29 protein-coding genes and 3 pseudogenes are annotated in these 23,478 nt (G+C 70.1%); 9 read left to right on the top strand and 23 right to left on the bottom strand.

Annotation, left to right across the window (positions count from 1 at the left end):
* Positions 1-101 precede the first annotated feature (101 nt).
* Complete coding sequence (locus AMK33_RS05920) at positions 102-560, top strand: SMI1/KNR4 family protein (protein ID WP_073932053.1); 459 nt, start codon at positions 102-104, stop codon at positions 558-560.
* A gap of 47 nt (positions 561-607) precedes the next feature.
* Here AMK33_RS05920 and AMK33_RS43680 read toward each other — a convergent pair.
* Positions 608-742: pseudogene (locus AMK33_RS43680) on the bottom strand (IS5/IS1182 family transposase); the annotation flags it as partial.
* A gap of 128 nt (positions 743-870) precedes the next feature.
* Here AMK33_RS43680 and AMK33_RS05910 point away from each other — a divergent pair.
* Positions 871-1,728, top strand: coding sequence for a DUF6551 family protein (locus tag AMK33_RS05910; protein WP_073931667.1), 858 nt, complete (start codon positions 871-873; stop codon positions 1,726-1,728).
* A 95-nt stretch (positions 1,729-1,823) separates the two neighbouring features.
* On the opposite strand, the gene AMK33_RS05905 is transcribed toward AMK33_RS05910, so the two are convergent.
* On the bottom strand, positions 1,824-2,444 hold the full coding sequence (locus AMK33_RS05905; RefSeq protein WP_073931666.1) for an ATP-binding protein: 621 nt from the start codon (positions 2,442-2,444) through the stop codon (positions 1,824-1,826).
* A gap of 215 nt (positions 2,445-2,659) precedes the next feature.
* Here AMK33_RS05905 and AMK33_RS05900 point away from each other — a divergent pair, with 215 nt between their 5' ends.
* Complete coding sequence (locus tag AMK33_RS05900) at positions 2,660-3,505, top strand: helix-turn-helix domain-containing protein (RefSeq protein WP_073931665.1); 846 nt, start codon at positions 2,660-2,662, stop codon at positions 3,503-3,505.
* Positions 3,506-3,724, top strand: coding sequence for a DUF397 domain-containing protein (locus AMK33_RS05895; RefSeq protein ID WP_073931664.1), 219 nt, complete (start codon positions 3,506-3,508; stop codon positions 3,722-3,724). It begins immediately after the preceding gene.
* Between the two features lie 14 nt (positions 3,725-3,738).
* On the opposite strand, the gene AMK33_RS05890 is transcribed toward AMK33_RS05895, so the two are convergent.
* A complete protein-coding gene (locus tag AMK33_RS05890) occupies positions 3,739-4,239 on the bottom strand; it encodes a DUF7919 family protein (RefSeq protein WP_235617989.1) in 501 nt (166 codons plus the stop codon).
* A 619-nt stretch (positions 4,240-4,858) separates the two neighbouring features.
* On the opposite strand from AMK33_RS05890, the gene AMK33_RS05880 reads away from it, so the two are divergent.
* Complete coding sequence (locus AMK33_RS05880) at positions 4,859-5,722, top strand: carbon-nitrogen hydrolase family protein (RefSeq protein WP_073931663.1); 864 nt, start codon at positions 4,859-4,861, stop codon at positions 5,720-5,722.
* 332 nt (positions 5,723-6,054) lie between these two features.
* Here AMK33_RS05880 and AMK33_RS05875 read toward each other — a convergent pair whose 3' ends face one another.
* Positions 6,055-6,408: a hypothetical protein gene (locus AMK33_RS05875; protein WP_073931662.1), complete on the bottom strand. Its 354-nt coding sequence runs from the start codon at positions 6,406-6,408 to the stop codon at positions 6,055-6,057.
* A 127-nt stretch (positions 6,409-6,535) separates the two neighbouring features.
* Between AMK33_RS05875 and AMK33_RS05870 the strand changes: the two genes are divergently transcribed.
* Positions 6,536-6,913: a hypothetical protein gene (locus AMK33_RS05870; RefSeq protein WP_073931661.1), complete on the top strand. Its 378-nt coding sequence runs from the start codon at positions 6,536-6,538 to the stop codon at positions 6,911-6,913.
* 65 nt (positions 6,914-6,978) lie between these two features.
* Here AMK33_RS05870 and AMK33_RS05865 read toward each other — a convergent pair whose 3' ends face one another.
* The 12 genes from AMK33_RS05865 to AMK33_RS05810 all read right to left on the bottom strand — a co-directional run bounded on the left by AMK33_RS05865 (position 6,979) and on the right by AMK33_RS05810 (position 17,014).
* Complete coding sequence (locus tag AMK33_RS05865; protein WP_073931660.1) at positions 6,979-7,356, bottom strand: hypothetical protein; 378 nt, start codon at positions 7,354-7,356, stop codon at positions 6,979-6,981.
* Positions 7,357-7,722: 366 nt separating this feature from the next.
* The gene (locus tag AMK33_RS05860) at positions 7,723-8,289 is read right to left on the bottom strand and encodes a DinB family protein (protein ID WP_073932051.1); all 567 of its coding nucleotides are present in this window, start codon (positions 8,287-8,289) and stop codon (positions 7,723-7,725) included.
* 99 nt (positions 8,290-8,388) lie between these two features.
* Positions 8,389-9,231 carry an aldo/keto reductase gene (locus tag AMK33_RS05855; protein ID WP_073931659.1) on the bottom strand — a complete coding sequence of 281 codons (843 nt, stop codon included), beginning with the start codon at positions 9,229-9,231 and terminating at the stop codon, positions 8,389-8,391.
* 167 nt (positions 9,232-9,398) lie between these two features.
* On the bottom strand, positions 9,399-9,857 hold the full coding sequence (locus AMK33_RS05850; protein ID WP_073931658.1) for a TIGR03618 family F420-dependent PPOX class oxidoreductase: 459 nt from the start codon (positions 9,855-9,857) through the stop codon (positions 9,399-9,401).
* 207 nt (positions 9,858-10,064) lie between these two features.
* Positions 10,065-11,081: a DUF6528 family protein gene (locus AMK33_RS05845; protein ID WP_073931657.1), complete on the bottom strand. Its 1,017-nt coding sequence runs from the start codon at positions 11,079-11,081 to the stop codon at positions 10,065-10,067.
* A gap of 136 nt (positions 11,082-11,217) precedes the next feature.
* Positions 11,218-11,796 (bottom strand): L,D-transpeptidase family protein, encoded by a 579-nt coding sequence (locus tag AMK33_RS05840; protein WP_073931656.1) that lies wholly within the window; start codon positions 11,794-11,796, stop codon positions 11,218-11,220.
* 143 nt (positions 11,797-11,939) lie between these two features.
* Entirely contained in the window at positions 11,940-12,290 is a 351-nt protein-coding gene (locus tag AMK33_RS05835; protein ID WP_073931655.1) for a hypothetical protein, read from the bottom strand.
* 332 nt (positions 12,291-12,622) lie between these two features.
* The gene (locus AMK33_RS05830; protein WP_073931654.1) at positions 12,623-13,636 is read right to left on the bottom strand and encodes a peptidoglycan-binding protein; all 1,014 of its coding nucleotides are present in this window, start codon (positions 13,634-13,636) and stop codon (positions 12,623-12,625) included.
* A gap of 486 nt (positions 13,637-14,122) precedes the next feature.
* On the bottom strand, positions 14,123-14,965 hold the full coding sequence (locus tag AMK33_RS05825; RefSeq protein WP_073931653.1) for a phosphotransferase: 843 nt from the start codon (positions 14,963-14,965) through the stop codon (positions 14,123-14,125).
* Between the two features lie 188 nt (positions 14,966-15,153).
* On the bottom strand, positions 15,154-15,567 hold the full coding sequence (locus AMK33_RS05820) for a VOC family protein (RefSeq protein ID WP_073931652.1): 414 nt from the start codon (positions 15,565-15,567) through the stop codon (positions 15,154-15,156).
* Positions 15,564-16,163, bottom strand: a complete 600-nt coding sequence (locus AMK33_RS05815) for a dihydrofolate reductase family protein (RefSeq protein ID WP_073931651.1) — start codon at positions 16,161-16,163, stop codon at positions 15,564-15,566. The genes AMK33_RS05820 and AMK33_RS05815 overlap by 4 nt, the downstream gene beginning before the upstream one ends.
* Positions 16,164-16,447: 284 nt before the next feature.
* Complete coding sequence (locus tag AMK33_RS05810) at positions 16,448-17,014, bottom strand: CGNR zinc finger domain-containing protein (RefSeq protein WP_073931650.1); 567 nt, start codon at positions 17,012-17,014, stop codon at positions 16,448-16,450.
* 85 nt (positions 17,015-17,099) lie between these two features.
* Here AMK33_RS05810 and AMK33_RS05805 point away from each other — a divergent pair, with 85 nt between their 5' ends.
* Both AMK33_RS05805 and AMK33_RS05800 read left to right on the top strand, forming a co-directional pair.
* On the top strand, positions 17,100-18,017 hold the full coding sequence (locus AMK33_RS05805; RefSeq protein WP_073931649.1) for an alpha/beta fold hydrolase: 918 nt from the start codon (positions 17,100-17,102) through the stop codon (positions 18,015-18,017).
* 74 nt (positions 18,018-18,091) lie between these two features.
* Positions 18,092-18,468, top strand: a pseudogene (locus tag AMK33_RS05800) (VOC family protein).
* A gap of 338 nt (positions 18,469-18,806) precedes the next feature.
* On the opposite strand, the pseudogene AMK33_RS05790 reads toward AMK33_RS05800, so the two are convergent.
* From AMK33_RS05790 to AMK33_RS05760, 7 genes and pseudogenes are all read right to left on the bottom strand, one after another.
* A pseudogene (locus tag AMK33_RS05790) lies at positions 18,807-19,151 on the bottom strand (pyridoxamine 5'-phosphate oxidase family protein); the annotation flags it as partial.
* 162 nt (positions 19,152-19,313) lie between these two features.
* Positions 19,314-19,931, bottom strand: a complete 618-nt coding sequence (locus tag AMK33_RS05785) for a GNAT family N-acetyltransferase (RefSeq protein ID WP_073931648.1) — start codon at positions 19,929-19,931, stop codon at positions 19,314-19,316.
* A 106-nt stretch (positions 19,932-20,037) separates the two neighbouring features.
* Positions 20,038-20,583, bottom strand: coding sequence for a TetR/AcrR family transcriptional regulator (locus AMK33_RS05780; RefSeq protein WP_073931647.1), 546 nt, complete (start codon positions 20,581-20,583; stop codon positions 20,038-20,040).
* 14 nt (positions 20,584-20,597) lie between these two features.
* On the bottom strand, positions 20,598-21,182 hold the full coding sequence (locus AMK33_RS05775) for a sugar O-acetyltransferase (protein ID WP_073931646.1): 585 nt from the start codon (positions 21,180-21,182) through the stop codon (positions 20,598-20,600).
* 53 nt (positions 21,183-21,235) lie between these two features.
* Positions 21,236-21,610 (bottom strand): VOC family protein, encoded by a 375-nt coding sequence (locus tag AMK33_RS05770; protein ID WP_073931645.1) that lies wholly within the window; start codon positions 21,608-21,610, stop codon positions 21,236-21,238.
* A gap of 182 nt (positions 21,611-21,792) precedes the next feature.
* Positions 21,793-22,269, bottom strand: coding sequence for a DUF2267 domain-containing protein (locus tag AMK33_RS05765; protein WP_073931644.1), 477 nt, complete (start codon positions 22,267-22,269; stop codon positions 21,793-21,795).
* A gap of 169 nt (positions 22,270-22,438) precedes the next feature.
* Positions 22,439-22,867, bottom strand: coding sequence for an Hsp20/alpha crystallin family protein (locus AMK33_RS05760; RefSeq protein WP_201262966.1), 429 nt, complete (start codon positions 22,865-22,867; stop codon positions 22,439-22,441).
* Between the two features lie 217 nt (positions 22,868-23,084).
* Between AMK33_RS05760 and AMK33_RS05755 the strand changes: the two genes are divergently transcribed.
* Entirely contained in the window at positions 23,085-23,387 is a 303-nt protein-coding gene (locus tag AMK33_RS05755; RefSeq protein ID WP_073931643.1) for a hypothetical protein, read from the top strand.
* Positions 23,388-23,478: the final 91 nt, after the last annotated feature.

Here is a 23,478-nt window from a genome sequence, read left to right as displayed (position 1 = left end):
GTCCTTGGCTCATGCCATGATCCGGTTTCATGAGTGACCGATCGCTTTCGCCCGCCTGGCTGGCCTCGTGGGCGGACAGAGTCTCCGAGGCTCTCACGGCCATGACAGGCGGGTTCGAGGATCGGCACGGCTTCCCTCCTGGGACCAACGAGGTCCGGCCGGCTGACGACGATGATCAAGTCGCGGCTCGCAGGCTTGCCCAAGTCGCCCCTGCATCGGCTGACCTGGTCACCTTCTACGACAGCATCGGCGATGTCACCTGGGCGGACGTCGGCAACGGCTATTTCCTCGGGCCAGCCGTTGACGTCCTGCAGCGACTCCAGGAGGACGGCATCGTCGATGCCGGCACAGAACGAAAGGTCCATGGCCTGGTCATCGGCTCGAACGGCGGTGGCCTGGCCTACGTCGCGGGTCCTAATGGGGCGGTTTACCGGACGCGGACGGCGTCGCTGGACGAACCAGAGCTCGACAAGGTGGCCGATGACCTACGGCAGTTCCTGGAGCTGCTGGAGCACTCCCTGACACGGTTCATCGCCGACGGCGAGACGGGAAACCTGTAACCGCAGGTACCAAGCGCCCATTCTGTTAGGCGCTGTAAAGCCGTGTCCTACATGGCCAGTTTGAGGAACCACTTGTAGCAGCAGAGGGCTGCTACAAGCCCAAGAAAGGCCAGGTAGTTACCCGGTTTCCGATCGTAACGGTGGTTGAGACGACGGTAGCCGGTCAGCCAGGACACAGTTTGTTAACTTGACTCCCGAGTAGCCCAGTTGCCCGATAGTGTGATCATCACCCAGTCGCCGTCTCCCGCATTCGGGAGCTGACATGTGTCGCCGTCACCCCCACTGGGGTGCTGACACAAGAGGAGATGCCTTGCCCAGCAAGGACTACAGCTACGACATTCCGGACCACTCGATCGAGTACATCAAGGTGGATCCGAGGACCATCAAGTTCGACCCCCGTGCGCAGCGCAACCTCAACAAAGCCCGTGCGCAGGCCATCGCCGAGAAGCTGGTTCCGACCGCCCTCGGGACGCCGATCCTCTCGCAGCGTGAGGATGGTCTGTACGCGGTGGACGGCATGCACCGCGTCTACGCCTGCCAGCTCATCCTGGCCGGGAAGGTCTTGGTCTCGGGGGAGGTTCGCGAGGCTGTCCAGACCATCATCTGTGAGGTTCACTCCGGCCTCTCGATGGCTAACGAGGCGTCGCTGTTCATCATCAAGAACAAGGAGTCCTCGAAAGTCGGCCCGAACGATGAGTTCAGGATCGGTGTGCTGGCTGGGCACCCGCTCTTCCAGGACACCAACACTGTCCTGGAGAAGCACCAGCTCAAGGTTGGTAGCAGCAGCGTCAACGGCGTGCGCGGCATCAAGGGGATCCTCAGTATCGTCATGGAGCACGGTCCCGAGATCCTGGACCTGTCACTCACCATCGCCGAGGACGCCTGGGGCCGAACCCCCGACACCTGGCACTCCGTCACTATCGGAGGTATCGCCACGGTGATGTCCAAACACTCCGATGTGGTGAACCCCCAGGAGTTGGCGCAGAAGCTCAAGCGCCAGGGTGATCCCACGTCCTTCAGAGCCAAAATCCAGACCACCGCCACCAACAACAACACACGTCACGATGGCACCAAGGGCCGCCTCAAGGCCGCTCATTTGGCGGTTGCCTCCGCCTGGAACGCTCATCGCCGCGTCAACCGTATCCCCGTCCCGAACATCTTCGAGTAACCCCGAAACCCGCAATGCCCCGCGCCTTACCGCAACGCGGGGCACTGCGCCCTTTTTGTTAAGTGTTGCCCCGCAGATGATTTACAGGGGAACGCTTAAGCCGCCTCGGCCTCGTAGTGCATCTGCGCCCGGTCCAGCACGTCATCCGGGTCCAGGCCGCGTGCGGACGTCCAGTGCAGGAGGTCGGCGATCAGCTCGACCGCTGATTCCTCCAGGACCGCTTCGCACCGACCGTGCAGAACAGACCCGCCGCGCTCCCGGTAGTTCTCCAGTGCGTCGATGGCCCGCTCCATGCGCAGGCACACGGCGTCCGAGCCCAGTTCGATCTCGCACCACACCGCTTTGCCCAGCGCCGTGACGGCAGTCCCCCAGTCCACGGCCATGGCAGCAAGCATGTGCAGGCCGCGGCCGCACTCCGCCTCACAGTCAGCGGTGCGCAGTGCGGGCAGCGCGCTGCTCTTGTCGTGCATCTCGACGCGCAGCCGCTCGCGCTTCCACTCCAGGATCAGGGTGGCCGGCGAGCCCTCACCCACGTGCTTGATGACGTTCGTCGCCAGCTCCGTCACGACGAGCTGCGTCGCGTCGTCGGCGGTCGGCACGCCCCACTGGCCGAGCTGTGCGGCGGCGGCCCGCCGCAGCAGACGCACTTCCGCCGGCAGTGCCTCGAAAGGCAGGACACAACGGCGCTGACGGTCCTTGATGTCGGTCCCGGGCATAAGCGGTTCTCCCTCCCGTGCCACGCGCATGCTGCGCCTGCCGTGTCCGAACGGCTGCATTGCGTAGCGGTCCGTCACCGAGAATGACACAGAGAAGTCTCGCCATGTAACTTCTCACAAACCTCGATCGAGTGAATCGCTTAGGAGCCGACTGCCGCGCTACCTAGCCTGTTCACACCCCGAGCGCCTGCTCGGCTGAGCGCTTGAGGAGTTCCATGTCCGTACGGACCACCACACGCCGCCGTCAACTCGGCTCGATGCTGCGCAAGTTGCGTGCTCGCAAAGGGATGACCCTGGAAGAGGCCGGCGGCCTGGTCGGCGTGTCGAAGGCGACGGTCAGCCGGTACGAGACGCAGGCGGGCCCGGTGAAGTGGATCGTCGTGGACGCGCTGTGCCGTGAGTACGGAGCCACGGATGCCGAGCGGGAAGCCGTGGTTCGGCTGGCGAAGGACGCCAAGCAGCAGGGGTGGTGGAGTTCCTTCGCCGACTCCATCCCGGAGAGCATGAACCTCCTGCTCACCCTTGAGGATGAGGCTGTACGCGAGGACCACTTCTCCTGCGTCTACGTCCCGGGTCTTCTCCAGACCCGCGCCTACAGCATCGCTCTGCAGAAGGCCAACGAAATCCCCCTGGAACCAGCCGAGATCGAGCGACTGGTGGACATCCGCATGAAGCGCCAGGAGATCCTCACCCGGCCGAAGCCGTTCCGGCTGTGGGCCATCCTCGACGAGTCCGTGATCCGCCGGGTCGTGGGCTCGCCGGAGATCATGAAGGAGCAGCTCGGGCGGCTTCTCGAAGTCAACGAGTCACCGCACATCACCCTGCAAGTGCTGCCGTTCTCGAACGGGGCCCACGGTGCCGCTCTTGGCAGCTTCGTGATCATCGGTGGCACGGAGTCAGCCCTTGACGTGGTCTATGTGGACTTCCACACCGGCTCCCTCTTCCTGGAGAAGGACGAGGAGCTGGAGCGATACAGGCTTGCGTTCGAGTACCTCCGCGCACAAGCGTTGGACATGGAGGCTTCCTCCGCCTTGATCCATCACGCACGCAAGGAGCTGTAGATGCCCTCCCGTTCCCCCGCCTCCCATGAGCTGGCCTGGTTCAAGTCGTCTTACAGCGGCGCGAACACGACCGAATGTGTGGAGTGCGCCCATGTCCCGTACGGCGTACTCATACGTGACTCCAAGGACGCGGACGGTTCTGTCGTCTCTGTCGAAGCCGGTGCATGGCGTTTCTTCGTGGCGGGGTTGAGACGCGAGCGACCGGCCGTGTGCGCCTGACACTCCCAAGCCATCTACTCCACCATGCGCTCCGCATCCCCCGGAACCCAGGGAAACGGCACGTCAGGCCACCGTACGGAGGCCCACGCATCGACGTCGACCGCGAGGACGGCGTCGATGAAGACCTGGGGCGGGCAGTAGCCGTGGGCAGTCACGTAGTGCGTGATGAGGAACGGGGCGGCATAGGCGGTGCCGGGGTCGCCCGGGATGCGTAGCTCCCCGTTGCCCTCCGGGGCCGGCTCGTCCCCCGCCGGGCACAGGTCGCACTCGTGCACGCCCAGGCAGACGTTCATCCACTGGACCCGCTGGACGGCCTTCAGTTTCTCCACGAACCCGTCGGGGACCGGACCCGTCGGGTACGGCTTGCCGGTCTCCAGCCAGCCGACGTTCAGGCGGGTGTACACGGGGCGGTACCAGAGCCCGTAGAAGCCGGACTCCTGGTCCGTGAAGGTGTCGTCGTCCATGTAGTCGTACTCGCTGAGATCCTCGTAGAACACCCGCACATCTTCGTCCACGCCGGGTGACGGCACGCGAGAGGCAGGCGCACCGCTCGTCGGGACGGCTACGGTGGTCGGCCGCTCCCTTGGAACCGTCCCCGATGGGACCACTCCCTTCAGCGCTGGGCGATAGCTGTACAGGATGCGGACATGTAGAACACTCGTCGTAGGACGGGGAGATCAAGGAGCGGAAGACCGTGGGCGCGGAGCTCGCAGAAACGCCCATTCCTGCGCCGTTGTCATTGGAGACCATCGGCGACATCCGGGCCGCTCTGCGGTCCGGGCATAGCTTCCCTGGTGATCAGGAAACCTTCGAAGCGGATCTCCAGCGTGCCCTGGAGGCCTCCTCGGAGACAGACCTCAAGGCAGTCGCCGCAGTGATCGTCGACCACCGGGGCGGGTTCGTCTCCACCAGGACCCTGACTTCGACATCGCCGTACAGGAAGGTCTCGACCTGGCGGCACGGATGGAGCAGGAGGTTCCGGGCTCGTGGGCGGTGTGATCGCGGCAGGTTGCCGTACAGGCCGCCCAGCGAGCGAAGGATCTGGGAGCTGCAACGCCGACTGGCGGAGCCCGTGAGAAGTAGGAGCTCGCACAAATAAGTGCGGCGAGGTGCGCGGCGGTAGTGTGAAGATCCGTGACAGAACATGCAGGCCAGCACCGGGTCCCTCCGCTCCCCTCGCGTCCGATACGCATAGCTGCCGCGCAGGCTCAGGCCGAGGCCGGTGACGTCGAGGCCAATGTGGCCACCGTGGCAGCCATGGTCCGTGACGCTGCGCGGGCCGAGGCCCGGCTCGTGGTCTTCCCGGAGAAGTTCCTCAGCGGCTACGAGCCCGATCTCGTCCAGGCCGACCCGCACAGGTGCGCCGTGCAGCCCGGCGACCCGCGGCTGGGCCCCATCGTCGACGCCTGCCGGGAGACCGGCACGGCTGCCGTTGTCGGCGCCGCGTTCCACGATCAGGGTGATCTGTACGTCTCGGCACTGGTCATCGACACGAACGGGGAGCTCGTCACCCGCTACGACAAGCAGCACCTGTTCAAGTCGGAGCGCGAGATCTATCGCGAGGGCACGGCCGGGTGCACGCTTCAGCTCGACGGCTGGCGCCTGGGGCTGGGCATCTGCTACGACTCCGGCTTTCCGGAGCACGCGCGTGCGGCGGCGCTGGACGGCTGCCACGCCTATGTCGTCGGCGCCCTGTTCAGCGTCGGCAACGGATACCACGAGTCGCGCACGTGGTTCCCGGCACGGGCCCTGGACAACACCTGCTACGCCGTACTGGCCAATCACATCGGTACGACGGGAGGCTGGAACGCCTGTGGTTCCAGCGCCATCTGGGGTCCGGACGGGCGGCGGCTCGCCGAGGCCGGCGCGGATCGAGCGGAGCTGATCACCGCCGACCTCGACCCGCGGACCTTGCTCACGGCCCGCGCTTCGGAACCCATGCTGCGCGACCTGCGGGACACGACCACTTACGCACGCGCCTGGCACCGACTCGGCTGATTCACTTCCAGCTCCCAGGACAGAGCACGACCTGCACGGCTGCTCCCGCAGCCGGTGGATGTCGGCGTTCCGGGACCTCCGGCAGCACGGGACACAGTCGTGGCGACACCGCCGAACAGGACACCACGCGTCAGCGGTTGGAGCAGGTGACACAGGAGCAGGAGCAGGACGACTTCATCGAGCAGGCGCGCCTGGGGCTGGAGCAGGCACGCGACCGTTGGCGGTCGCTCACCGGCCGTCGGCCCTGCTGAGCCGCCCGCCACGAGTGCGGCCCGGGGCGCGAGAGCGTCATCCGGTCGACGCCCGGTCGCGAGGCCGGGCTCGGGGCATGGTCACTGTCCCGTTCGTCGGTCCAGGGCGTCCGCCCGTCTCGTCAGGTCCGCCGCGATGTCGTCCCAGTCCGGGCCGTGGACCCACAAGTTCTCGGCGGCTTCACGCATCAGGGGCATGTCGTCGGGGCGTTGCAGCAGCGCCAGTCGGTAGGCGAGGTTGCGGATCCGGACGGGGAGGTGGCCGTCGACGAGGTGGGGACAGAGTTCGCGCAGCATGGTGAGGATCGCGTCCGCGTCGGCGAAGGTCAGCTCCTCGACGAAGTGGTGCTCGTCGTGGTCGAGGCCGCACTCCGGTGTGGGGCGGTACTCATCGCCGTAGAGGCACCGGGCGTGCTCCGTCAAGGTGCTGTGCATGAGTCCTGACCCTACGGTCCCCTGGTCCGCCGGGCGGGAGCCGGTGCCGTGGCCGGGATGGTCCTCCGTGTCCGGAAGACAGGTCGTGGGACGGACTTCGCCGCGGAGAGGCTGGTATGACTGGCGCATGCATGAAGAGACCGCGCAGTCCGCGATCGACACGTTCATCTCCGCGTTCAACGCCTCGGACGACAGCTATGTGACGGGGCTGCTCTCCCAGGCCCTGACCTCGGACGTCGTCTTCTGGGGGCCGTTGGGGCGCAGCGAGGGGATCGAGGCGGTCGAACGGTTCGTGCTGGACATCCGGCAACACCCGGCGGGGACCGGCACGATGGTGCGCTGCTCGGCGGTGGACATGCCGGACGAGTGGGCCCGGTACCAGTGGGTCTTCACCACTCCGGACGGAGGCCCCCGCCTGGCGGGAACGGACGTCGTCCACCTGCGGCGGAGCCTCATCGACCAGATCATCGTCTTCGCGGGAGAGATCGGGTCCTCCGCCTCCTGAGCCACCCTTCGCCCGCCCTGCCCCCGTTCGCGGTGGGGGCAGGGCGCGCCGGTCCTCCGGGGCGGTCACCAGCAGGGGCTGCCGTCGTCCTCGCGCCAGGCGATGTCGGTGACGTACATGGGCATCGTGAAGTAGCTGCCGCTGTTGCTGGAGACGCATGCCGTCCTGGGCCCCTGCTCCTCCTGCCCGGCGATGACGTACGTCATCGTGACGTCCTGGGACGTCCTGTTGTAGAAGATGTGGCCGGGAGCGCTGCCCGACCATTCACCGTCGGTCACCAGCGACGGCGGCATGTCCGTGTCGCCGTACCAGAACTCGGGCCAGACGCAGAACGTACCCGTCTGGCAGTTCCCGGGAGACCAGGCCGACGCGCTGGGCGCGGAGGCCATGACACCGAGGAAAGCCGCGGGTATCGCCGCGAGGGCGAGGGACTTCAGACGCATGAGGGCTCCGATCTCAGGAGGTCACGCGCATGCTCACAACAAGTATGTTGAATCGTCAAGCATTACTTTTCGGCCTTCCCCGGCCGGTTCGAAGCCGACTCGACGCGATTCCACCGACCGGCACGAGCACCGGGGTCCGCCTCGGTCCCTCCCCGCCGACCGGGCGTCCCAGGGGGCAGGGCCGACGCGCGTCATGCCGCCCCGGCGGCCACCCGGTACACGATCTCCCCGCCGAACCCGGCGAAATCCGGCGTCCGGCAGAGGGCCCGTGCCCGGGGGTCGTCCTGGTCCGTTTCCGAGGCGGCCGCACCGGCCGCGGTCCTCGACACACGGCTGTGAGCGGTGCCCTGCCGCAGGCCCCGGCCGTCAGCTCGTGGCGGCCGGCGGGTGGTCGGCTGCTCGCTGGAGGCGAAGTTGGCCGATTTCCGCAACGTTCTTCATCAGTTCGGCGTTCACCCAGGCGACCATGTCCGCGACGGTGTGCCGGGGATCGTTCTGCCACGGGAACGGGGCGGTCGAGTCCAGGTCGGTGGCGGTGAGCCGGTCCAGTGCCTCCAGCCAGTCGGCGCGCAGACCGCGCAGCCACTCGGCGGTCGGCTCGCCCGCACCCGGCCAGGTGATGTCGCCCCGCTCCCGGGGCGCCCTGCTCCGGGCGTGGTCGATGGCCACGCTCCACCACCAGCCGATGTGCCAGCTCAGCCAGCCGATCGTCGGCAGGGGAACCGGGTCGGGCTCGTTCTCCGCCCAGTCCGGCGCCCACGTCCCGTCGTCGGTCCGGCGCACCGTCCAGCAGTTGCCGACGGGCTCCCACAGGAAGTCGTCGGGTTCGAGCCTCTCCAGGTGGTACTCGAACAGCGACCACGTCAGGTCGAACTGCCGGCGCAGCAGGTCGAGGGCGTACCGCGAGGCGGGTTCGTTTCGGGAGACGGACACCTGCCGACCCTCGCACACCACCGATGCCGTCGGGAATCGAATAAACGGACCTCCCGGACGGCGGGGCCCGCGAGATGGCCGTACCGGCCCGAAGGAGCCCTACGCCGGCGCCCCGGACAGGCGGTCGAGGCGCTCGCGGTGTTCCGGGAGCAGATCGAGACGGTCCGCGGCGAGGTTCTCCTCCAGGTGGTCGATCCGGGCGGTGCCGGGGATCGGGAGGACGACCGGTGAGTGGGCGAGGAGCCAGGCGAGGGCGACCTGGGTGGGGGTGGCGTCGAGTTCGGCCGCGATCGCGGTGACCTCCGGGTGCGCTCCCGATTCGCCCCAGGCGACCGTGCGCCACGGCAGGAACGCGATCCCCGCCGCCTCGCAGGCCGCCAGTACGGGCTCGTGCTCGCGGTCGAGCAGGTTGTACCGGTTCTGGACGCTCGCGATGTCGGTGATCCGCCGTGCCTCGTCGAGCTGGCCGGCGGTGACCTCGGAGAGGCCGATCCTGCCGATCTTGCCCTCGGTCCGCAGGTCCCGCAGCGTGCCCACCTGGTCGGCGAGCGGTGTGTCGGGGTCGACGCGGTGCAGTTGGAGCAGTTCGATCCGCTCGACGCGCAGTCGGCGCAGGGCCTGCTCGACCTGGTCGCGCAGGACGGCCGGCCGCCCGTCGAGCTTCCACTCGCCGCCGGGGCCCGTTCGGGCGACGCCGACCTTGGTGGTGACCAGCAGCCCCTCGGGGTAGGGGTGCAGGGCCTCGGCCAGAAGCTCCTCGTTGGCTCCCCCGCCGTACAGGTACGCGGTGTCGATCAGCGTGACGCCCAGTTCGACGGCCCGCCGGGCGACCGCGAGAGAGGTCTCGCGGGCCGGGCCCGGTTCCGTGGACAGGTGCATGGCCCCGAAGCCCAGCCGCCGTACTGCGAAATCCTCACCGATGGAGAATGCGGTCGATGTCATGTGTCGTCTTCTCCCCCTTCACCGGAGGGGAACGCTAACAGCGCGACACGCGAGCGGCGGGCTCGTCGGTGGGCTCCGGGCCGTTGCCGGTGGCCGCTCGGCCGCTGTTCTCCTCCAGCACCGCCCGGCACACGTCGCTCCCCCACAGGAAGGACGGTCGGCCGGGGCTAGCCGTCGATGTCGAGCGCCGTCCCGTACAGCCGGTCCGCCTTCAGGCGGATGACCAGCCGGCGCTCGGCCACGAGTTGTTCCAGGAAGGCCTGCTCGTCCTCGGGCCTCGCCTCTTCCGGGATCATTCCGAGGAGTTCGCGGCCGATCGCGTCGCCGGGCACCGTCGTGATCTCGGAGGCCTCGGCCTCGCCCTCGGCGACGGCGAACGACCACACGTCGCCGCCGGGCACGTGCAGCGCCGCACGCGGGTCGTGCCGCAGGTGCTTGGGCTTGACGCGGTCGGCCGTCGTCGAGAAGCGGGCGATGCGGGCCTCGGGATCCCAGCTGTACACCATGGTGGTCAGGTGGGGGTGGCCGCTGCGCTTGACGGTGGCGAGCGTGCCGAACCGCTGCGTGCCGAGCAGGTCGGAGAGGGCTTCGTCGGACAGGGCGCGGGGCGCGGGTCGATCGGTCATGGTGTGATCAACAGCCTTGGAGGCCCGGTAATTTCGTGAACGTCGCAGCGGAACATCGTTGGCTGGAGTGCTACGCCGTCCCGGACAGGCGTTCACGGTGGGCCGGGGACAGGTCGAGGCGCTCCGTGGCCGGGTTTTCCTCCAGCCGCAGGCCGTGAGCACCGGCTTCCCCCGGCTTCGGCCCGAGGGAAGCCGGCGGACGCGGCACTACGTGAGGGCGTGGGACCAGAAGCGCGCCTTGTAGAACCTCGCGCCGGTACGGACCGAGTCGGCGCGGCCCGAGAAGCCGACCGTGTCGTTCCACCAGGTCGACGCGGTCGGGGCGTCGACCCAGAATTCCGTGCCGTCGGGGAGCCGGCTGAAGGACTTCGTGAAGTACCAGTCGTGCAGTCGGGTCGGGGCGGCGAAGCTCCATCCCCCGGAGGAACCCTCGTACACGAGGCGGGTCTTCCAGATCCCGTGGTCGGGATTGCCGGAGTCCCCGCCCACCGTGTAGAGGATGTCCGAGGAGGCGTAGTCGGGCTGGAGGTCGTGGCCCGTGCCCTCGAAGGTCAGCGTCGCCACCCGCGAGAGGCCGGTGATGATGTCGTTGCCGTTCGTCACCAGTCGATAGGCGCGGAGTTCGTGGTAGCCGATCGCCAGCAGGAGTTCGTTGACGTCGTCCCACATCACGCCGTGCGCGCCGGGGAAACCGGTGCTGATGCTGTCGGCGAACGACGTCGGCGGCACGCCGCCGTGCGTGCTCGGCACGAACAGGTTGATGCCGCCACCGGACTCGTACTTGTCGCCCGTGACCCTGGCCTTGGACGAGGCGGTGACGATCGCGCCGTGTCCGTCGATCCGCTCCACCGAGTGCGGGTTGCCCGGGACGACGGCCGTCCAGACGACCGCCTTGTCGCTCTCGCGCACCATGGCGGCGCGTCCGCCCGTAGGCGACGTGCCGTTCGCGCAGCACACCAGGACGTCGTCCCACCTGGCGGTGAGGCGGCGCTTGGCGTCGGCCAGGTACTTCCACGTGTCCGTGTCCGGTGCGCTCCAGTACCAGCCGGGCGTGCCGTTCCAGTTGGTCGTGCCGTTGCTGAACCGCTGGATCTGGTTGGCGGCTTGCTCGACGACCACGACCAGGTAGTCCGTGGCGGCGGCCGCCGGCCGTGCCGTGGCCGCGCCGCCCGCCGCCGCCAGTCCCGCGGTGACCGCCCCTCGCAGCAGGGTTCTCCGCTTCAACTTCCGCCCCCTCAGCTTCTGTTAGGCCGAAGTGATCACCTTGGCACGGGGTGGATGGGAGCACCAGGTCGTGGGCGGCGTCGGTTGTGCGGTCGCGGTGATGCGGGGCCGGGCCCTCGATGGCTTCCGGGCCGGGTCAGGGCACCACGCGCAGGTGGGTGGGCCAGCCGATGTGGTCGAGGAGACGGAACAGTTCCTTGATGTCCGTCGGGTTCAGCTTCACGCAGCCGTTGGACTCGTAGTCACCCGGGCCGTCCCAGCGGCGGGCTTCGGACGTGCCCTCGCTGCCGTCGCGGTTCGTTTCGGAGTGGATGAACATCTCCGTGCGCGTCATCGTGCCCCGGGAGCACGGCATGTCCTGGAGGTGGACGGCGTACCCCTTGATGAGGTTGCCGTCGTAGGTGCGGGTGCCGGCGCGGATCCGCCAGTCGCCGTCCGGGATCCAGCCCTTGGCGCGGGCGCAGTCGTCCTGGACACCGAGGCCCGATCCGGCCCGGTAGGCGGCCCGGAGTCTGCCGCCCCGGTGGACCGAGAGCGTCGAGTCGGTGGGGTCGTCGGGGTTCTTGTCGAAGACCAGGGTGGTCGCCGACGCCTCCGCTCCGGCCTCGGCTCCGGCGGGATCGGCGCCGGTGAGGGCGGCCGGGGTGAGGGCCAGGGCGGTCATCACCGCCCATGCCGTCAGGAGGTCGCGCGGGGAACTCCTCTTCGCGTTCACGTGCCTTCCTCGTTCCTCGTTCTCCTCGGGACCTCCGCCGCCGGTCGTAGCGGCACGGTGCGCACCCGCACGGGCTCCCCGTCGGGCGGGTGCGCACCCCGGATGTTCCGGGGCGGGCGTCACGGCCCGCCCCGGAACGGGGTTCAGGCGATGGCCAGGCGTACCTGGGCCTCGTTCGTCCCGGCGAAGGTGAAGTCGAACTGCTCGCGGACCCCGGAGCCGCAGGCCTGCTTCGTGCGGTACTCGCCGTTGCCGCCGACGATGCGGACCATGGCGCACTTGCCGTCCATACGGGTGTCCTCGAGCCAGCCGGACACCCGCACGGAGCCGCCCGAGCAGCTCAGGGACCAACTGGCGATCGCGCCGTCGATCTTCGGGGACGCCGTGGACGGGCAGGTGGCGGCGCTCGCCGTGCCGGCGGCGCCGAAGGCCAGCCCTCCGGCGAGAACGATCGTCGAGAGCGCGGACATGACGGACTTGCGGACAGCGGACATGGAGGTACCCCTTCGGATGGAGAGTTGTCAGGAAGCGCACCGGCGCCACGCCCCGGGCACGCCGTCCGCCGACGAGGGCGGGTCGGGGTGGCCGGGGAGCGCCGGGCACTGCATCCAGACTGACCGTGGGAGCGGGGTGCGGGAAGACATTCCGGGGGGTCTGCACAGGCGCATCCATGCAGGCTCCGTGCGGCCTGTGGGGAGGGGTCCTGGCCTGCGGTTATGCCTGCCGGAAGAGCAAGTCGCGCATCATGCGGCACGGGAGCGGGCGGTGTGCATGTGGGCCGCCCACCCCGTACGGACGTCTCACGCGGGCGGGCGGCCCGGCCCGCTCACGTCGATGTGGACGGCGGCGGGCTCGTGGGCCTCCGGTACGTGGGGGCGCCGACCGGCGGACGCTGGAACACCAGCAGGGCCAGCCAGGTGTCGACGTCCGCGTGGCCGTCGGGCCGCAGGCCGTGGCGGTCCTGGAAGAACCTCAGGTCCTCGGCGGTCGCCGCGGTGAACTCCCCCGACACCTCCGTGCCGCCCTGGCCCGTGTTGTGCAGAAGCTCCTGGAGGGCCAGGACCGCGTGCCCGTCGGCTCCGCGCCCGAGGGGCCTCACCAGTTCGGGCCAGGTGTCCTTGCCCACCTTGCCGTCGGACGGCAGGTGGTGCCTGCGCTGGAAGTCCATGACGGCGTCCTGGGTCTCGTCCCCGAAGAACCCGTCCGTCCTCACCTCGTAGCCGTGCGCCCTCAGCAGGTGCTGCAAGGCGCGGCCGGGGGTGAACTGGTCCTCCTTCCGCTTCTTCAGCAGCGGCCACTCCAGCGGCGCGCCGCTCGCCGGAACGGCGCCGGCCGCCACGTTGTCGGCCGTGGTCCGGGGGCGGGGGGCGTACTGGTCGCGTACGACCGCCCCGGCGACGAAGGCCAGCACCGTCACCGCGGCCACCAGTGCCGGCAGCGCCCACCGGGATCGCCCCGGCCGGCCCGAGGTGTCACGCCCGCCCGTGGCATCGGCCGTGTCGGTGGGCTCCGGGCCGTTGCCGACGGTCACTTGGCCGCTGTTCTCCTCCAGGACCGCCCTGCACAGCTCCCGTGCCCGTTCCAGCTCCGCCGCCGGAGCACGCAGGTGGGCGTGGAGCGCCTCCACCACCCTCGGTGGAGCGGTCGACGCGTGCTTGGGGTTGAGGTAGCGGGAGAGCGTCGTCTGGTCGATGCCCAGTTTCGAGGCCAGTGCCTGCTGTGTGGGCCGTGTGCCGCCGGACGCGGCGCTCCCGGCCTCCTCCCACCAGCGTCGCAGCAGCCGCGCCAGCCGCTCCCCCGGCCGTTGCCCCCGGTCCTGCGCCTCCGGCTCGTGCACCATGTGTTCCTCCCCGTCGTCTTGCGGAACGGCCGGGCGTCCACACCGCCTGCATCGCTGCATAACAGCAGGTCAATTGCGTGCATGACGGTAAGCGCGGACGCATCGGCCCACAGCAGCGCAGATCGTATCGATGCCGGGCGAAGGGTCCGGCACACCCGTCCCGGGCCGTCCGCGCCCCCGCGCGGCCGTCGGACGTTCCGCGGCCCCGCGACAGGGCTGCCCCGGGCCCCTTCGAGGAGCCGCGCCGAGCACCGGCGCGGAGAGCACGCGTTCACCCGGACGAGTGCCGGTGCGGCGCGTTCCCGGCACATGTCGCTCACCCACAGGGAGGACGGCCGGCCTCCGTCGCCCGGGCACCGTACAAGGGGGGCCGACCCGGGGACGGGCGGTTCGTACGCGGGGTGTGTCCGCGCGTCGTGTCGGGATGCCGTGCACGGCGCAGCTGATCGGGACCGGGTCCGGGTCCGGCAACCCCCTGCCTCGAGTTCAGACCGGTCCGCAGCGATCGAGTGCGGCACGAACGTGGGCGAGCCCCTCGGCTCTCCAGTGGTCGCGGTCGGGCATCTGGTCGTCCCGGCGCCAGCGCCAGGCCGAGAACATCGCCCAGTTCAGGGCGCGGCACCGGTGAATCAGTTCGTGGTCGGCCCCCGCGTAGTGCTTTCCCACCTCTTCGGGCGCATGGGCGAGGTCGAACTCGATCGGTCCACGGCAGCAGGTGGCGAGGTCCACGAAGAGCGGCCCTCTCTCCGTGTTCAGGAGGTTGCCCGGATGCGGCTCGCCGTGCAGCAGCTGGTCGTCGGCTTTGCCGACGCCGATCGCGGCGCTCAGACCGGTGAGCGTGTTGCTGAGGAATTCCCGGTCGGGGTCGGGCAACTCCGGGGAACGCTCCCGGTGGTTCACCTCTCTCAGTGCCGCGGCGACTCGATCGGTGAAATGCGGTGCGTCCAGATCGGTCCGGCGCAGGGCGGCGTGGTGCCGTATGAACGCGGCCGCGTAGTCGGCCGGCGCGATCTCTGATCCCACGGGTTCGTAGTAGGTCCAGAGGGAGATGGCGAAGGCGTCACGCACATGGACTCGGGGGTCGACCCGAGGGTCGAGCTCGGCCACCGGGGCGTCGACGTCGGCGAGACGGCGAGCGACCTCCACTTCGAACTCGGAATCGGCCAGATGTCCCGACGGTGCGACCCTAGCCAGGACATCGCAAGGGGCCAGGCGCAGTGCGACGCGGTCCGAGTTGTGGATGACGACGACTTCGTCGACCTGAAGGCCCAGCTCCGAAGCGGTGGCCCGTGCCGCCTCGACTGCCCGGTGGAGTTCCGATGGCTCCATCCCGTCCTCTCTCATCGCTGGGTACGCGTGCCTGTCTGGGGTAACGGGTGACCGGGTGTGGGTCCTCTGCGTCTCAGCAGGGATCCTTCTCCAACGCGGCCGACCCGGGCAACATCTTTTGGCTGACCGGGAGCACGGGGCATCGGATGCGGGCGTGCCCGTACCGGCAGGGTGGCCACCGCCACCACTCAGGAGAAGTCCGTGGCGGTGATGCCGTCGGGGTGTCCAGGTGGCCATTCCACCAGTTCGATCCGGTAGCCGTCCGGGTCCGTCAGCCACGACGTCTTCGGGCCGTGGGGGCCGCCCGGGTACTGGACAGGTCCCGGATCCAGGCCGGCGTCGGTCAGCCGGTCCAGGGTGGTGGCCAGTGTGTCCACTTGGATCGCGAGGTGGTCGAAGCCGCTGCCCACGTCCACGCGTCCGTCTGCGGGGCGGTGGACCAGTTCGAGCGAGGCCGCCGGTTCGCCGGGGAAACCGAGGATCGCGAGGTGACTCCGGTCGCCGGTGTCGACCCTGCCCAGTTCGACGTAGCCCAGGGCGGTGTAGAAGTCGAGCGAGCGGGTCAGGTCGGTGACGCGGTAGGAGACGAAGAGCGTCTTCACGGGGTTTTCTCCTCGCGTCGGCGTACCCGGTAGCGGAGGTGCGTCACGTCCCGGTCATCGAGCCGTCGGACGAGGTCCAGCTCGATGTGATCACCACCCAGGTGATCGAACAGGCGTCGGCCGTCCCCCAGGAGGACCTGAACCAGGTGGATCTCCATCTCGTCCATCTGTCCGGCTCGGAGGAGCGCTCGGGCCGCGCCCGCCCCGTGGACCATGACCGGCCGGTCCCCGGCGGCCTCGCGGGCCTGACGGGCGCAGTCGTCGACGTCGGTGACGAATCGCGCGTGGCCGGGTGGCGCGTCCCCGTCGTCCACGTGGTGGGTGAGGACGAGGATCGGCACACCGTCGTGGTGGTCGCCCTGCCAGCGCCCGGCGAGCTCGAAGGTCCGACGGCCGGAGATCACCGCGCCGGTCGCCAGCGCCTCGCGGTAGACCTGTCCGCTGGGACCGTCGGATTCCCGGTCGTCGAGCCAGTTGAGGAGGCGTCCCCCGGCGCGTCCGAGCTCCTGGCCGGGTCGATCGTCCGGACCGGCGATGTAGCCGTCGAGCGACATCGACATGTACAGCCGAATCGGATTGCTCTTCTTGGCCGCCATCTCTGCTCCATAGCGTGGGAATGCTCCGCTTCTCGTCCCGTATGGACGGGAATGTCAAGTGGAAGACTTCGAGCAGCGGGCAAACTCATCGCCCTGGCCGGGAGCAGATCAAGAGCAGCCGATCAGCGGGGGCCCGGGGCGTCTCGCAGCGCGTCGTCACCGACAGCGAGCGGCTGCGTCAGCCGGCCGTCGCTTTCCCCGCGCCAGACCGCTCCGGCGTCCACCCGGTAAACGATCTTTCCGTCGCACTCGGCGAACCGTTCCCCGATCTGGTCGACGGGGTGTCAGGTGGTGCGGTGGCGCTGGTAGTGGCGGGCGACGCGGGCGCGGTTGCCGCAGCGGGCGGCCGAGCACCAGCGGCGGCGTGGATGGGCGGGCAGGAACAGCAGGACACAGTCCTCGGCCGCGCATTGGCGGACCGTGGTGACCGCCGGGTCGGTGAGCAGGTCGGTGGCGGCTTCGGCCAGCCAGGCCGCCAGCCGCGCGGCGGTCGGACCGGTGCGGCGGGGGGTGGCGGTGACGGCCGTGCCGTTCCAGTCCAGTTCGCGGACGGCGGGCGCGGCGCCTTGGGCTCGGGTGAGCGCGTCCAGTGCTTCCGGTGGGGGCCGTTCGCCGTCACGGGCACGGTCGAGCGCGCGGGCCGTGTGCGCGCGGACCTCACGCGCGACCTCCAGGTCGGCGTCGGTGAGTTCGGCGGCGGCGAACTCCCGTGCTTCGGAGGACCGGTCGGCCTGCAGGAGCAGCCAGGCACGCAGGTCGTCCGGGCCGGTCAGCAGGTCGCCGACGGACGGACGGGTGTTGACCAGGTCCAGAGCCAGCGGCTCTCCGGTCAGGGGGACGGGACCACTCATGTCCCTAATGGTACTGCCGGCGCTTGACATGTTAGTCGGTCAGGCGATAGATCTAATGCATCATCATCAATAGAATGGGTTAGTTATGGTCCGCTTACCGGTGGCCCGCACCGTTCACCGCCATGTCGAGGTCGACGGCGTCCGCGTCTTCTACCGCGAGTCGGTTCCCGAGCGCCCGGACGCCCCCGTGCTTCTGCTGCTGCACGGCTTCCCCTCGGCCTCGCACCAGTTCCGCCGGCTGATCGACGTCCTCGGCTCCCGCTACCGCCTGGTCGCCCCCGACTACCCCGGCTTCGGCCACACCCAGGCCCCGGACGGCTTCGTCCACACCTTCGACCGTCTCGCCGACATCACCGAAGGCTTCGTACGGCGGCTCGGTCCGACCCGCTTCACCATGTACGCGTTCGACTTCGGTGCCCCGGTCGGCTTCCGCCTCGCCGAGCGGCATCCCGAGTGGATCGCCGGCCTGGTCGTGCAGAACGGCAACGCCTACCAGGAGGGCCTGTCGGAGGCGGCCCGCGACTTCATCGCGCTGCGCCCCGAGACCCCCGGTGCCGAGAAGACCGTCCGCGACCTGCTCACCCTGCCCGGCACCCGCGGCCAGTACGAGACCGGGGTCCCCGTCCCGGAGCTGCTGGCCCCCGACGGCTGGACCCTCGACCAGCACTTCCTGGACCTCCCCGGCCGCAAGGACGCCCAAGTGGCACTGGCCTTCGACTACCGGTCCAACCTCGCACGCTACGACCGGTGGCAGTCCTGGCTGCGCACGCACACCCCGCCCGCCCTCGTCACCTGGGGCGTCGGTGACCCGTTCTTCACCGAGGCCGGCGCCCGGGCCTATCTGCGCGACCTCCCCGACGCCGAGCTCCACCTGTTCGACACCGGCCACTTCGCCCTGGAAACACACCTGGCCGAGATCGCCCCGCTGATCGCCGACTTCCTCGACCGCACCTGGAGCACCGGCGATCCCACCGCCCTCCGCCAGGGTGAGGATCCGAAGTGACCTCCCCGCAGCGGACCGGGCCCGGGAACCGGCCGGGCCGCCCGTCCCCGGTCGGAGGGGCCACACGCGTCCGCATCGCCCGCCCCTCGCGCGATCTCGCCGCCGCGGAACGCTTCTACGTGGAAGGACTGGGTCTGCAGGTGCTCTGGCGCACCACCGCGCGGGTTCCGGGCGAACACGACCTGCTCATGGTCGGCCCGCCCGACGCCGCCTGACACTTCGAGCTCACCCGCGACCCCCGGCAACCCCTCGATCCCACCCCGACGCCCGACGACCTGTTCGTCGTCTACCTGGGCACTCCCGTAGAAGACGCCCTGCTGGACCGCCTGGTGGCCGCCGGCGGAACGCGCGTCGCCGCGCACAACACCCGTACTGGGACCAGTACGGCGTGACCGTCGCGAACCCCGACGCCTACCGACTGGTCCTGAGCTCGCGCACCTGGAACGCCTGATCTCCCCGGTGTCCCGGCCGGGTGCCACCACCCCCCGGAGCTCCGCACGCCGTGCGCCGGTCGGGCATCCCCGCAGTCCCCGATCCACAACCTCATCACTGGAGGGCGACCGTGTCCGTGACCACTCCTTCCGCCCTGCTGGTGCGCGCCACCGAGGCCGAGAGCCTCGCCGACGGCCCCACCAGTCTGATCACCCTGCTGGCCGACGCCGACGCCACCGGCGGCACACTGACCGCGAAATTGAGGTCAAGACGATCTCCGGCGAACACCCGTACGGCCCCCACGGAAGGCGCGCGCGGGGACCGTCCCGGTCCGTCACCCACTCGACCCGGCCGCACCCGGGCGCCGGCCGCCGCCAGTGCGCGGAGTTCGTCACCCGAGCGCCTGCCGCTGCTGCCGCCTGTGCCCACGCCCTCGCTGCCGTCGGTGGCCACGGAGGCCTCGCCCTCGGCGACGGCGAACGACCACACGTCACCGCCGGGCACGTGCAGCGCCGCACGCGGGTCGTGCCGCAGGTGCTTGGGCTCGACGCGGTCGGCCGTCGTCGAGAAGCGGGCGATGCGGGCCTCGGGATCCCAGCTGTACACCATGGTGGTCAGACGGGGGTGGCCGCTGCGCTCGACGGTGGCGGGCGTGCCGAACCGCTGCGTGCCGAGCAGGTCGGAGAGGGCTTCGCCGGACAGGGCGCGGGTCGATCGGTCATGACGTGGTCGACCGCCTTGGCGGCTCGGTGATTTCCCGAAGTCCGCGACAACGCCGTCCGGTTGTGGAGGAGCCATGTGTCACCGCGCCGGGCAGACGGACGAGGCGTTCCGCGAGTCCGGCAACGGCCCGCCGGACGGTTCTCAGCCGCCGGCCGGAGGGCTGGGCTCGCGCCGCATCGCCCAGAGCACCGGTCCGCCGCCCGGCAGCCGCAGTTCCTCGTGCACGGTGAAGCCGAAGTGCTCGTAGAAGGGGAGGTTGGACGGCTTGGAGGACTCCAGGCAGACCGGCAGGCCCGCGGCGTCCGCCTTGGCCAGCCCCGAACGCAGCAGGGCGGCGCCGTGTCCCTGGCCCCGGGTGGCCGGGTCGGCGCCGATCACCGCCAGGTACCAGTGAGATCCCTTCGGCGAGTGCTCGGCCGCTGCCTCCACGGCGTCGCGGAACAGCGGAGCCCGGTCGCCGAGGATGTCCTGGAGCTCCTGGACGGTCTCCGCGTCCGGCACGGCCTTCGCCTGCCCCTCCGGCGGCACCCAGAAGGCGGCCGCTCCCTCGGTGCGCTCGCACACGCCGTGCTCGACGTACTGCCGGGTGAAGAGTGTGGTGAAGTAACGGCCCAACGCGGCCTCGCGGGAGGAGTCGTCGGGGAAGAACCACCGCATCATCGGGTCGTCGTCGAAGGCCCTGGCGAGGGTGCGGCCGACCGCCTGCGCATCGTCGGTCTTCGCCGTCTTCGGGATGTTCGTCATCGGCATGCTGGTCATTCTGCATGCCGATGATCTTCGGCTTCGGCGGGGGCCCGCACGCCACGGCAAGGAGGAAGCGGGGCCGGGGACGCGCGTGACAGGGGCGGCGGGCAGACCCCACGGATCAGGGTGCGGCGGTGACGCGGGTGACGGCCTCGCGGGTCAGGGCGCGGTCGGGAGGGGTGTCGTCCAGGGCCCGGTGCAGGGTCAGGCCCTCGACGAGGGCGTCCAGTTGGCGGGCCGTGGCGGCGTCGAAGTGCTGTTCCAGGAGGGTGCGGCTGCGTCGCATCCAGCGGGCGCACAGTTCGCGGTACGGCTCGTGGCGGGCTGCCAGGGTGTAGAGCTCCTGGACGAGGATCAGGTCGCGGCGGGGGCCCTCGGAGAGGGTGTGGATCAGGTCGGTGACCGCTTCCCGGGCCTGGTCGGGGGTGGTGGCGCCGCTGAGGTGGTGCTCGAAGACGGTCACCACGTGGTCGGCGTAGCCGGCGAACGCCTCGTGCAGCAGGTCGTCGATGCCTGTGAAGTGGTACGTCATCGAGCCCAGGGGGACATGGGCCCGCGCGGCGATCTTGCGGTGGGAGACGCCCGCGACGCCCTCCTCGGCGATCAGGTCGAGCGCCGCCGCGAGGATGCGTTCGCGGCGGTGGGGGTCGGTGTGTCCGGTGGCCATGGCTCGTGGTCGGGTCAGATGGTGCGGACCGGGCGGGCCGGGTTGCCCACGGCCACGACGTCGGCCGGGATGTCCTTGGTGACCACCGCGCCGGCGCCGATGACGGAGTTGTCGCCGATCGTCACTCCGGGGCAGATGATCGCGCCGCCGCCGAGCCAGACGTTGTCGCCGATGGTGATGGGGAGGGCCGCCTCCAGTTTGTCGCGGCGGGGACCCGGTTCCACGGGGTGGGTGGGCGTGAGGAGTTGGACGTTCGGGCCGATCTGGCAGTCCTCGCCGATGGTGATCCGCGCGACGTCCAGGGCGGTCAGGTTGTAGTTGACGAAGGTGCGGGCGCCGATGCTGATGTTGCTGCCGTAGTCGACGTACAGCGGCGGGCGTACGTCGACGTCCTCGCCCACCGAGGCGAGGAGCTCGGTCAGGATCGGCCTCGCCTCGGTGGGGTTCTCGGGGTAGGCGGCCTGGTAGCGGGCCGCGAGCCGCATCGCGCGCTGCTGGCGGCGGGCGATCTCCGGGTCGTCGGCGATGTAGAGGTCGCCCGCGAGCATGCGCTCCAGGTTCGTGCGCGGGTCGTTCGCGAAGTGGTCGTCCGTCGGCATGCGTACGATCGTACGCTCCAGGGCGTACGATCGTACACTCCGAGCGGGGTCGTTCAGTCCAGTTCGCCCCGTTCTATACAGAATTCGTTGCCCTCCGGGTCGGTCAGGGTGACCCAGCCCTTGCCGTCGGGGCGGGTGTGGTCGGCGACCTGGCGGGCGCCCAGGGCTATGGCGCGGGCCACTTCCTCCGCGCGGGTGCGGCCGGTCGGCCGCAGGTCGAAGTGGAGGCGGTTCTTGGCGGTCTTGCCCTCCGCCACCCGTACGAAGAGCAGGCCGGGCCCGCCGGACGGGTCCGCGATCAGGGCCTCCGGGTCGCCGGGCTTGTCGTCGTCGGCGAGCGGGTTGCCCAGCATCGCGCTCCAGAACGTGGCGAGGTCGTAGGGGTCACCGGTGCAGTCGAAGGTGATGTGGCGGATGGCGGGGTTCAACGGTCCTCCGGGGACGGTCGGCCGGCGTGGTTTCCGGCTCGCAGGATGGCGCGCGGGGAGGGGTGTCGTCGAACCGTTTGTCGGGCGGTGACGAAATCCGGACGTGATCCGGCCCCGGACACGGGTCCGGGGCCGGATCACGCCGGGCGGTTCCCACGGGTGCGGGGGCCGCGGCCCGGCCGTCACGCCGGGGACAGTTCCGCCCGGCCGAAGAGCAGGGCGTAGCCCGGCGGCAGTTGGGCCAGGACGCGGGTGACCAGGGCGTCGCCGACCAGGTCGGGCAGGACGCCCAGGACCGAGCTGACGTCCCAGCGGGCCGTCGCCGGGGTCGCGCCCTCGATGCGGGCGGCCACCGAGTCGACGAACTCCGCGGCGGTCAGCTCGCGGGTCACCGGGATCTGGGAGGCGACCGCTCTCGCCGCCTCTTCCGGCAGGGCGCGGGCCAGGTCGACGCGTTCGTCGCCGACGACGTGACCACCGAGGGCGGAGAGGACGACGCGGGTGACGCTCTCCGCCTGCGCCCGTGTCGGGTACTGGCCCGACTCCCGTACGGCTTCGATCAGTTGGTGCCAGCTGTCGTTCCGGGGCGCGACCGCCGGGGCCGGGACCCCTCCGGCCTGCTTCGGGGTCGCGGGCTTCTGCGGTGTCAGCGTGGTCATCCGGTCCTTCTCTCCTTCTCCGGTTTCTCCAGTGCCCCGGTCTCCGGTTCTCCAGTGCCCCGGTTCCTCCCGGGCATGTGCCCCCTTCGGACCGGACGGCGTCCGGACGGCGCGGGGGCGCGTCCCGCGGACCGACGGGGTCCGCGGGACGTGTGGTGGGTGCGGGGAGTCAGCCGCCGATCTGCTTGCGGCTGTCGCCGCCGGTGATCTGGATGCGGCGCGGCTTGGCCTGTTCGGCGACGGGGATGCGCAGGGTCAGGACGCCGGCCTCGTACGAGGCGTCGATGCGTTCCGTGTCCAGGGTCTCGCCGAGGAACAGCTGGCGGGTGAAGGTGCCGGTGGGGCGCTCGGCGACCACGGTCTCGGCTCCCTCGGGCGCCGGGGAGCGGCGCTCGGCGCGCACGTTGAGGACGTTGCGTTCGACGTCGAGGTCGATCGTCTCCGGGTCGATGCCGGGGAGGTCGAAGTGGACGATGAAGTCGTCCCCCGACCGGTAGGCGTCCATCGGCATCGCCGTGGGACGGCCTGCGGGGGTGGCGCCGAAGACCTGCTGCGCGAGTCGGTCGAATTCGCGGAACGGGTCGGTACGCATGAGCATCACGGACATCTCCTTCCGTGGGTTCATCGGTGCGATGCCCTTACGGTCTTGCCCTTCTTATATAGCTCGGAGGAGGAAAGTTGACAAGCCAGGACTCAGGTTGTGTCACACGACCGGCTTCGGGCCTGGGCGCGGGGGGCGTCTCCCGGGAGCGCTAGCCTCGGAGTCCGGACGACGTCGGCCCGGTGGGCCGGCGCAGTGGCAGGAGGCAGCAGGCATGGCGAAGGTACCGAGTTCAGTGGTGGCCGCGGGCGGGCTCGTCGGGGGGTACGGCGTGGCCCGCTGGACCCGGAAGCGGCAGCTGGGCGGGGTCGTCCTCGCCGCCGCCGGGGCCGCCGCCGCGCAGCAGTGGCGGGAGCGGGCCGGGGGCGGGGCGGCGGGGGCGCTGTCGGTGGCGTACGTCGCCGCGTTCGCCGGGTCGCATCCGCTGGCGAAGAAGGTGGGCGCCTGGCCCGCCGTGTTCGGGGTGGCGGGAGCCGTGGCGCTCGCCTCGTGGGCGGTGGCCGACCGGCGGGGGTGAGGCGGAGGAAGGGCGGCCGCGCGACGGTGTTCCGGCGACCGCGCCACGGTGCCCGGGCCGACCGGCCGACGAGCCGGGCACCATGGCTCAG

The organism is Streptomyces sp. CB02400, assembly GCF_001905725.1.
GTDB lineage: Bacteria > Actinomycetota > Actinomycetes > Streptomycetales > Streptomycetaceae > Streptomyces > Streptomyces atrovirens.
Note: the sequence above shows the minus strand (reverse complement) of the source record. Positions and strands in the feature narration are given on the sequence as shown.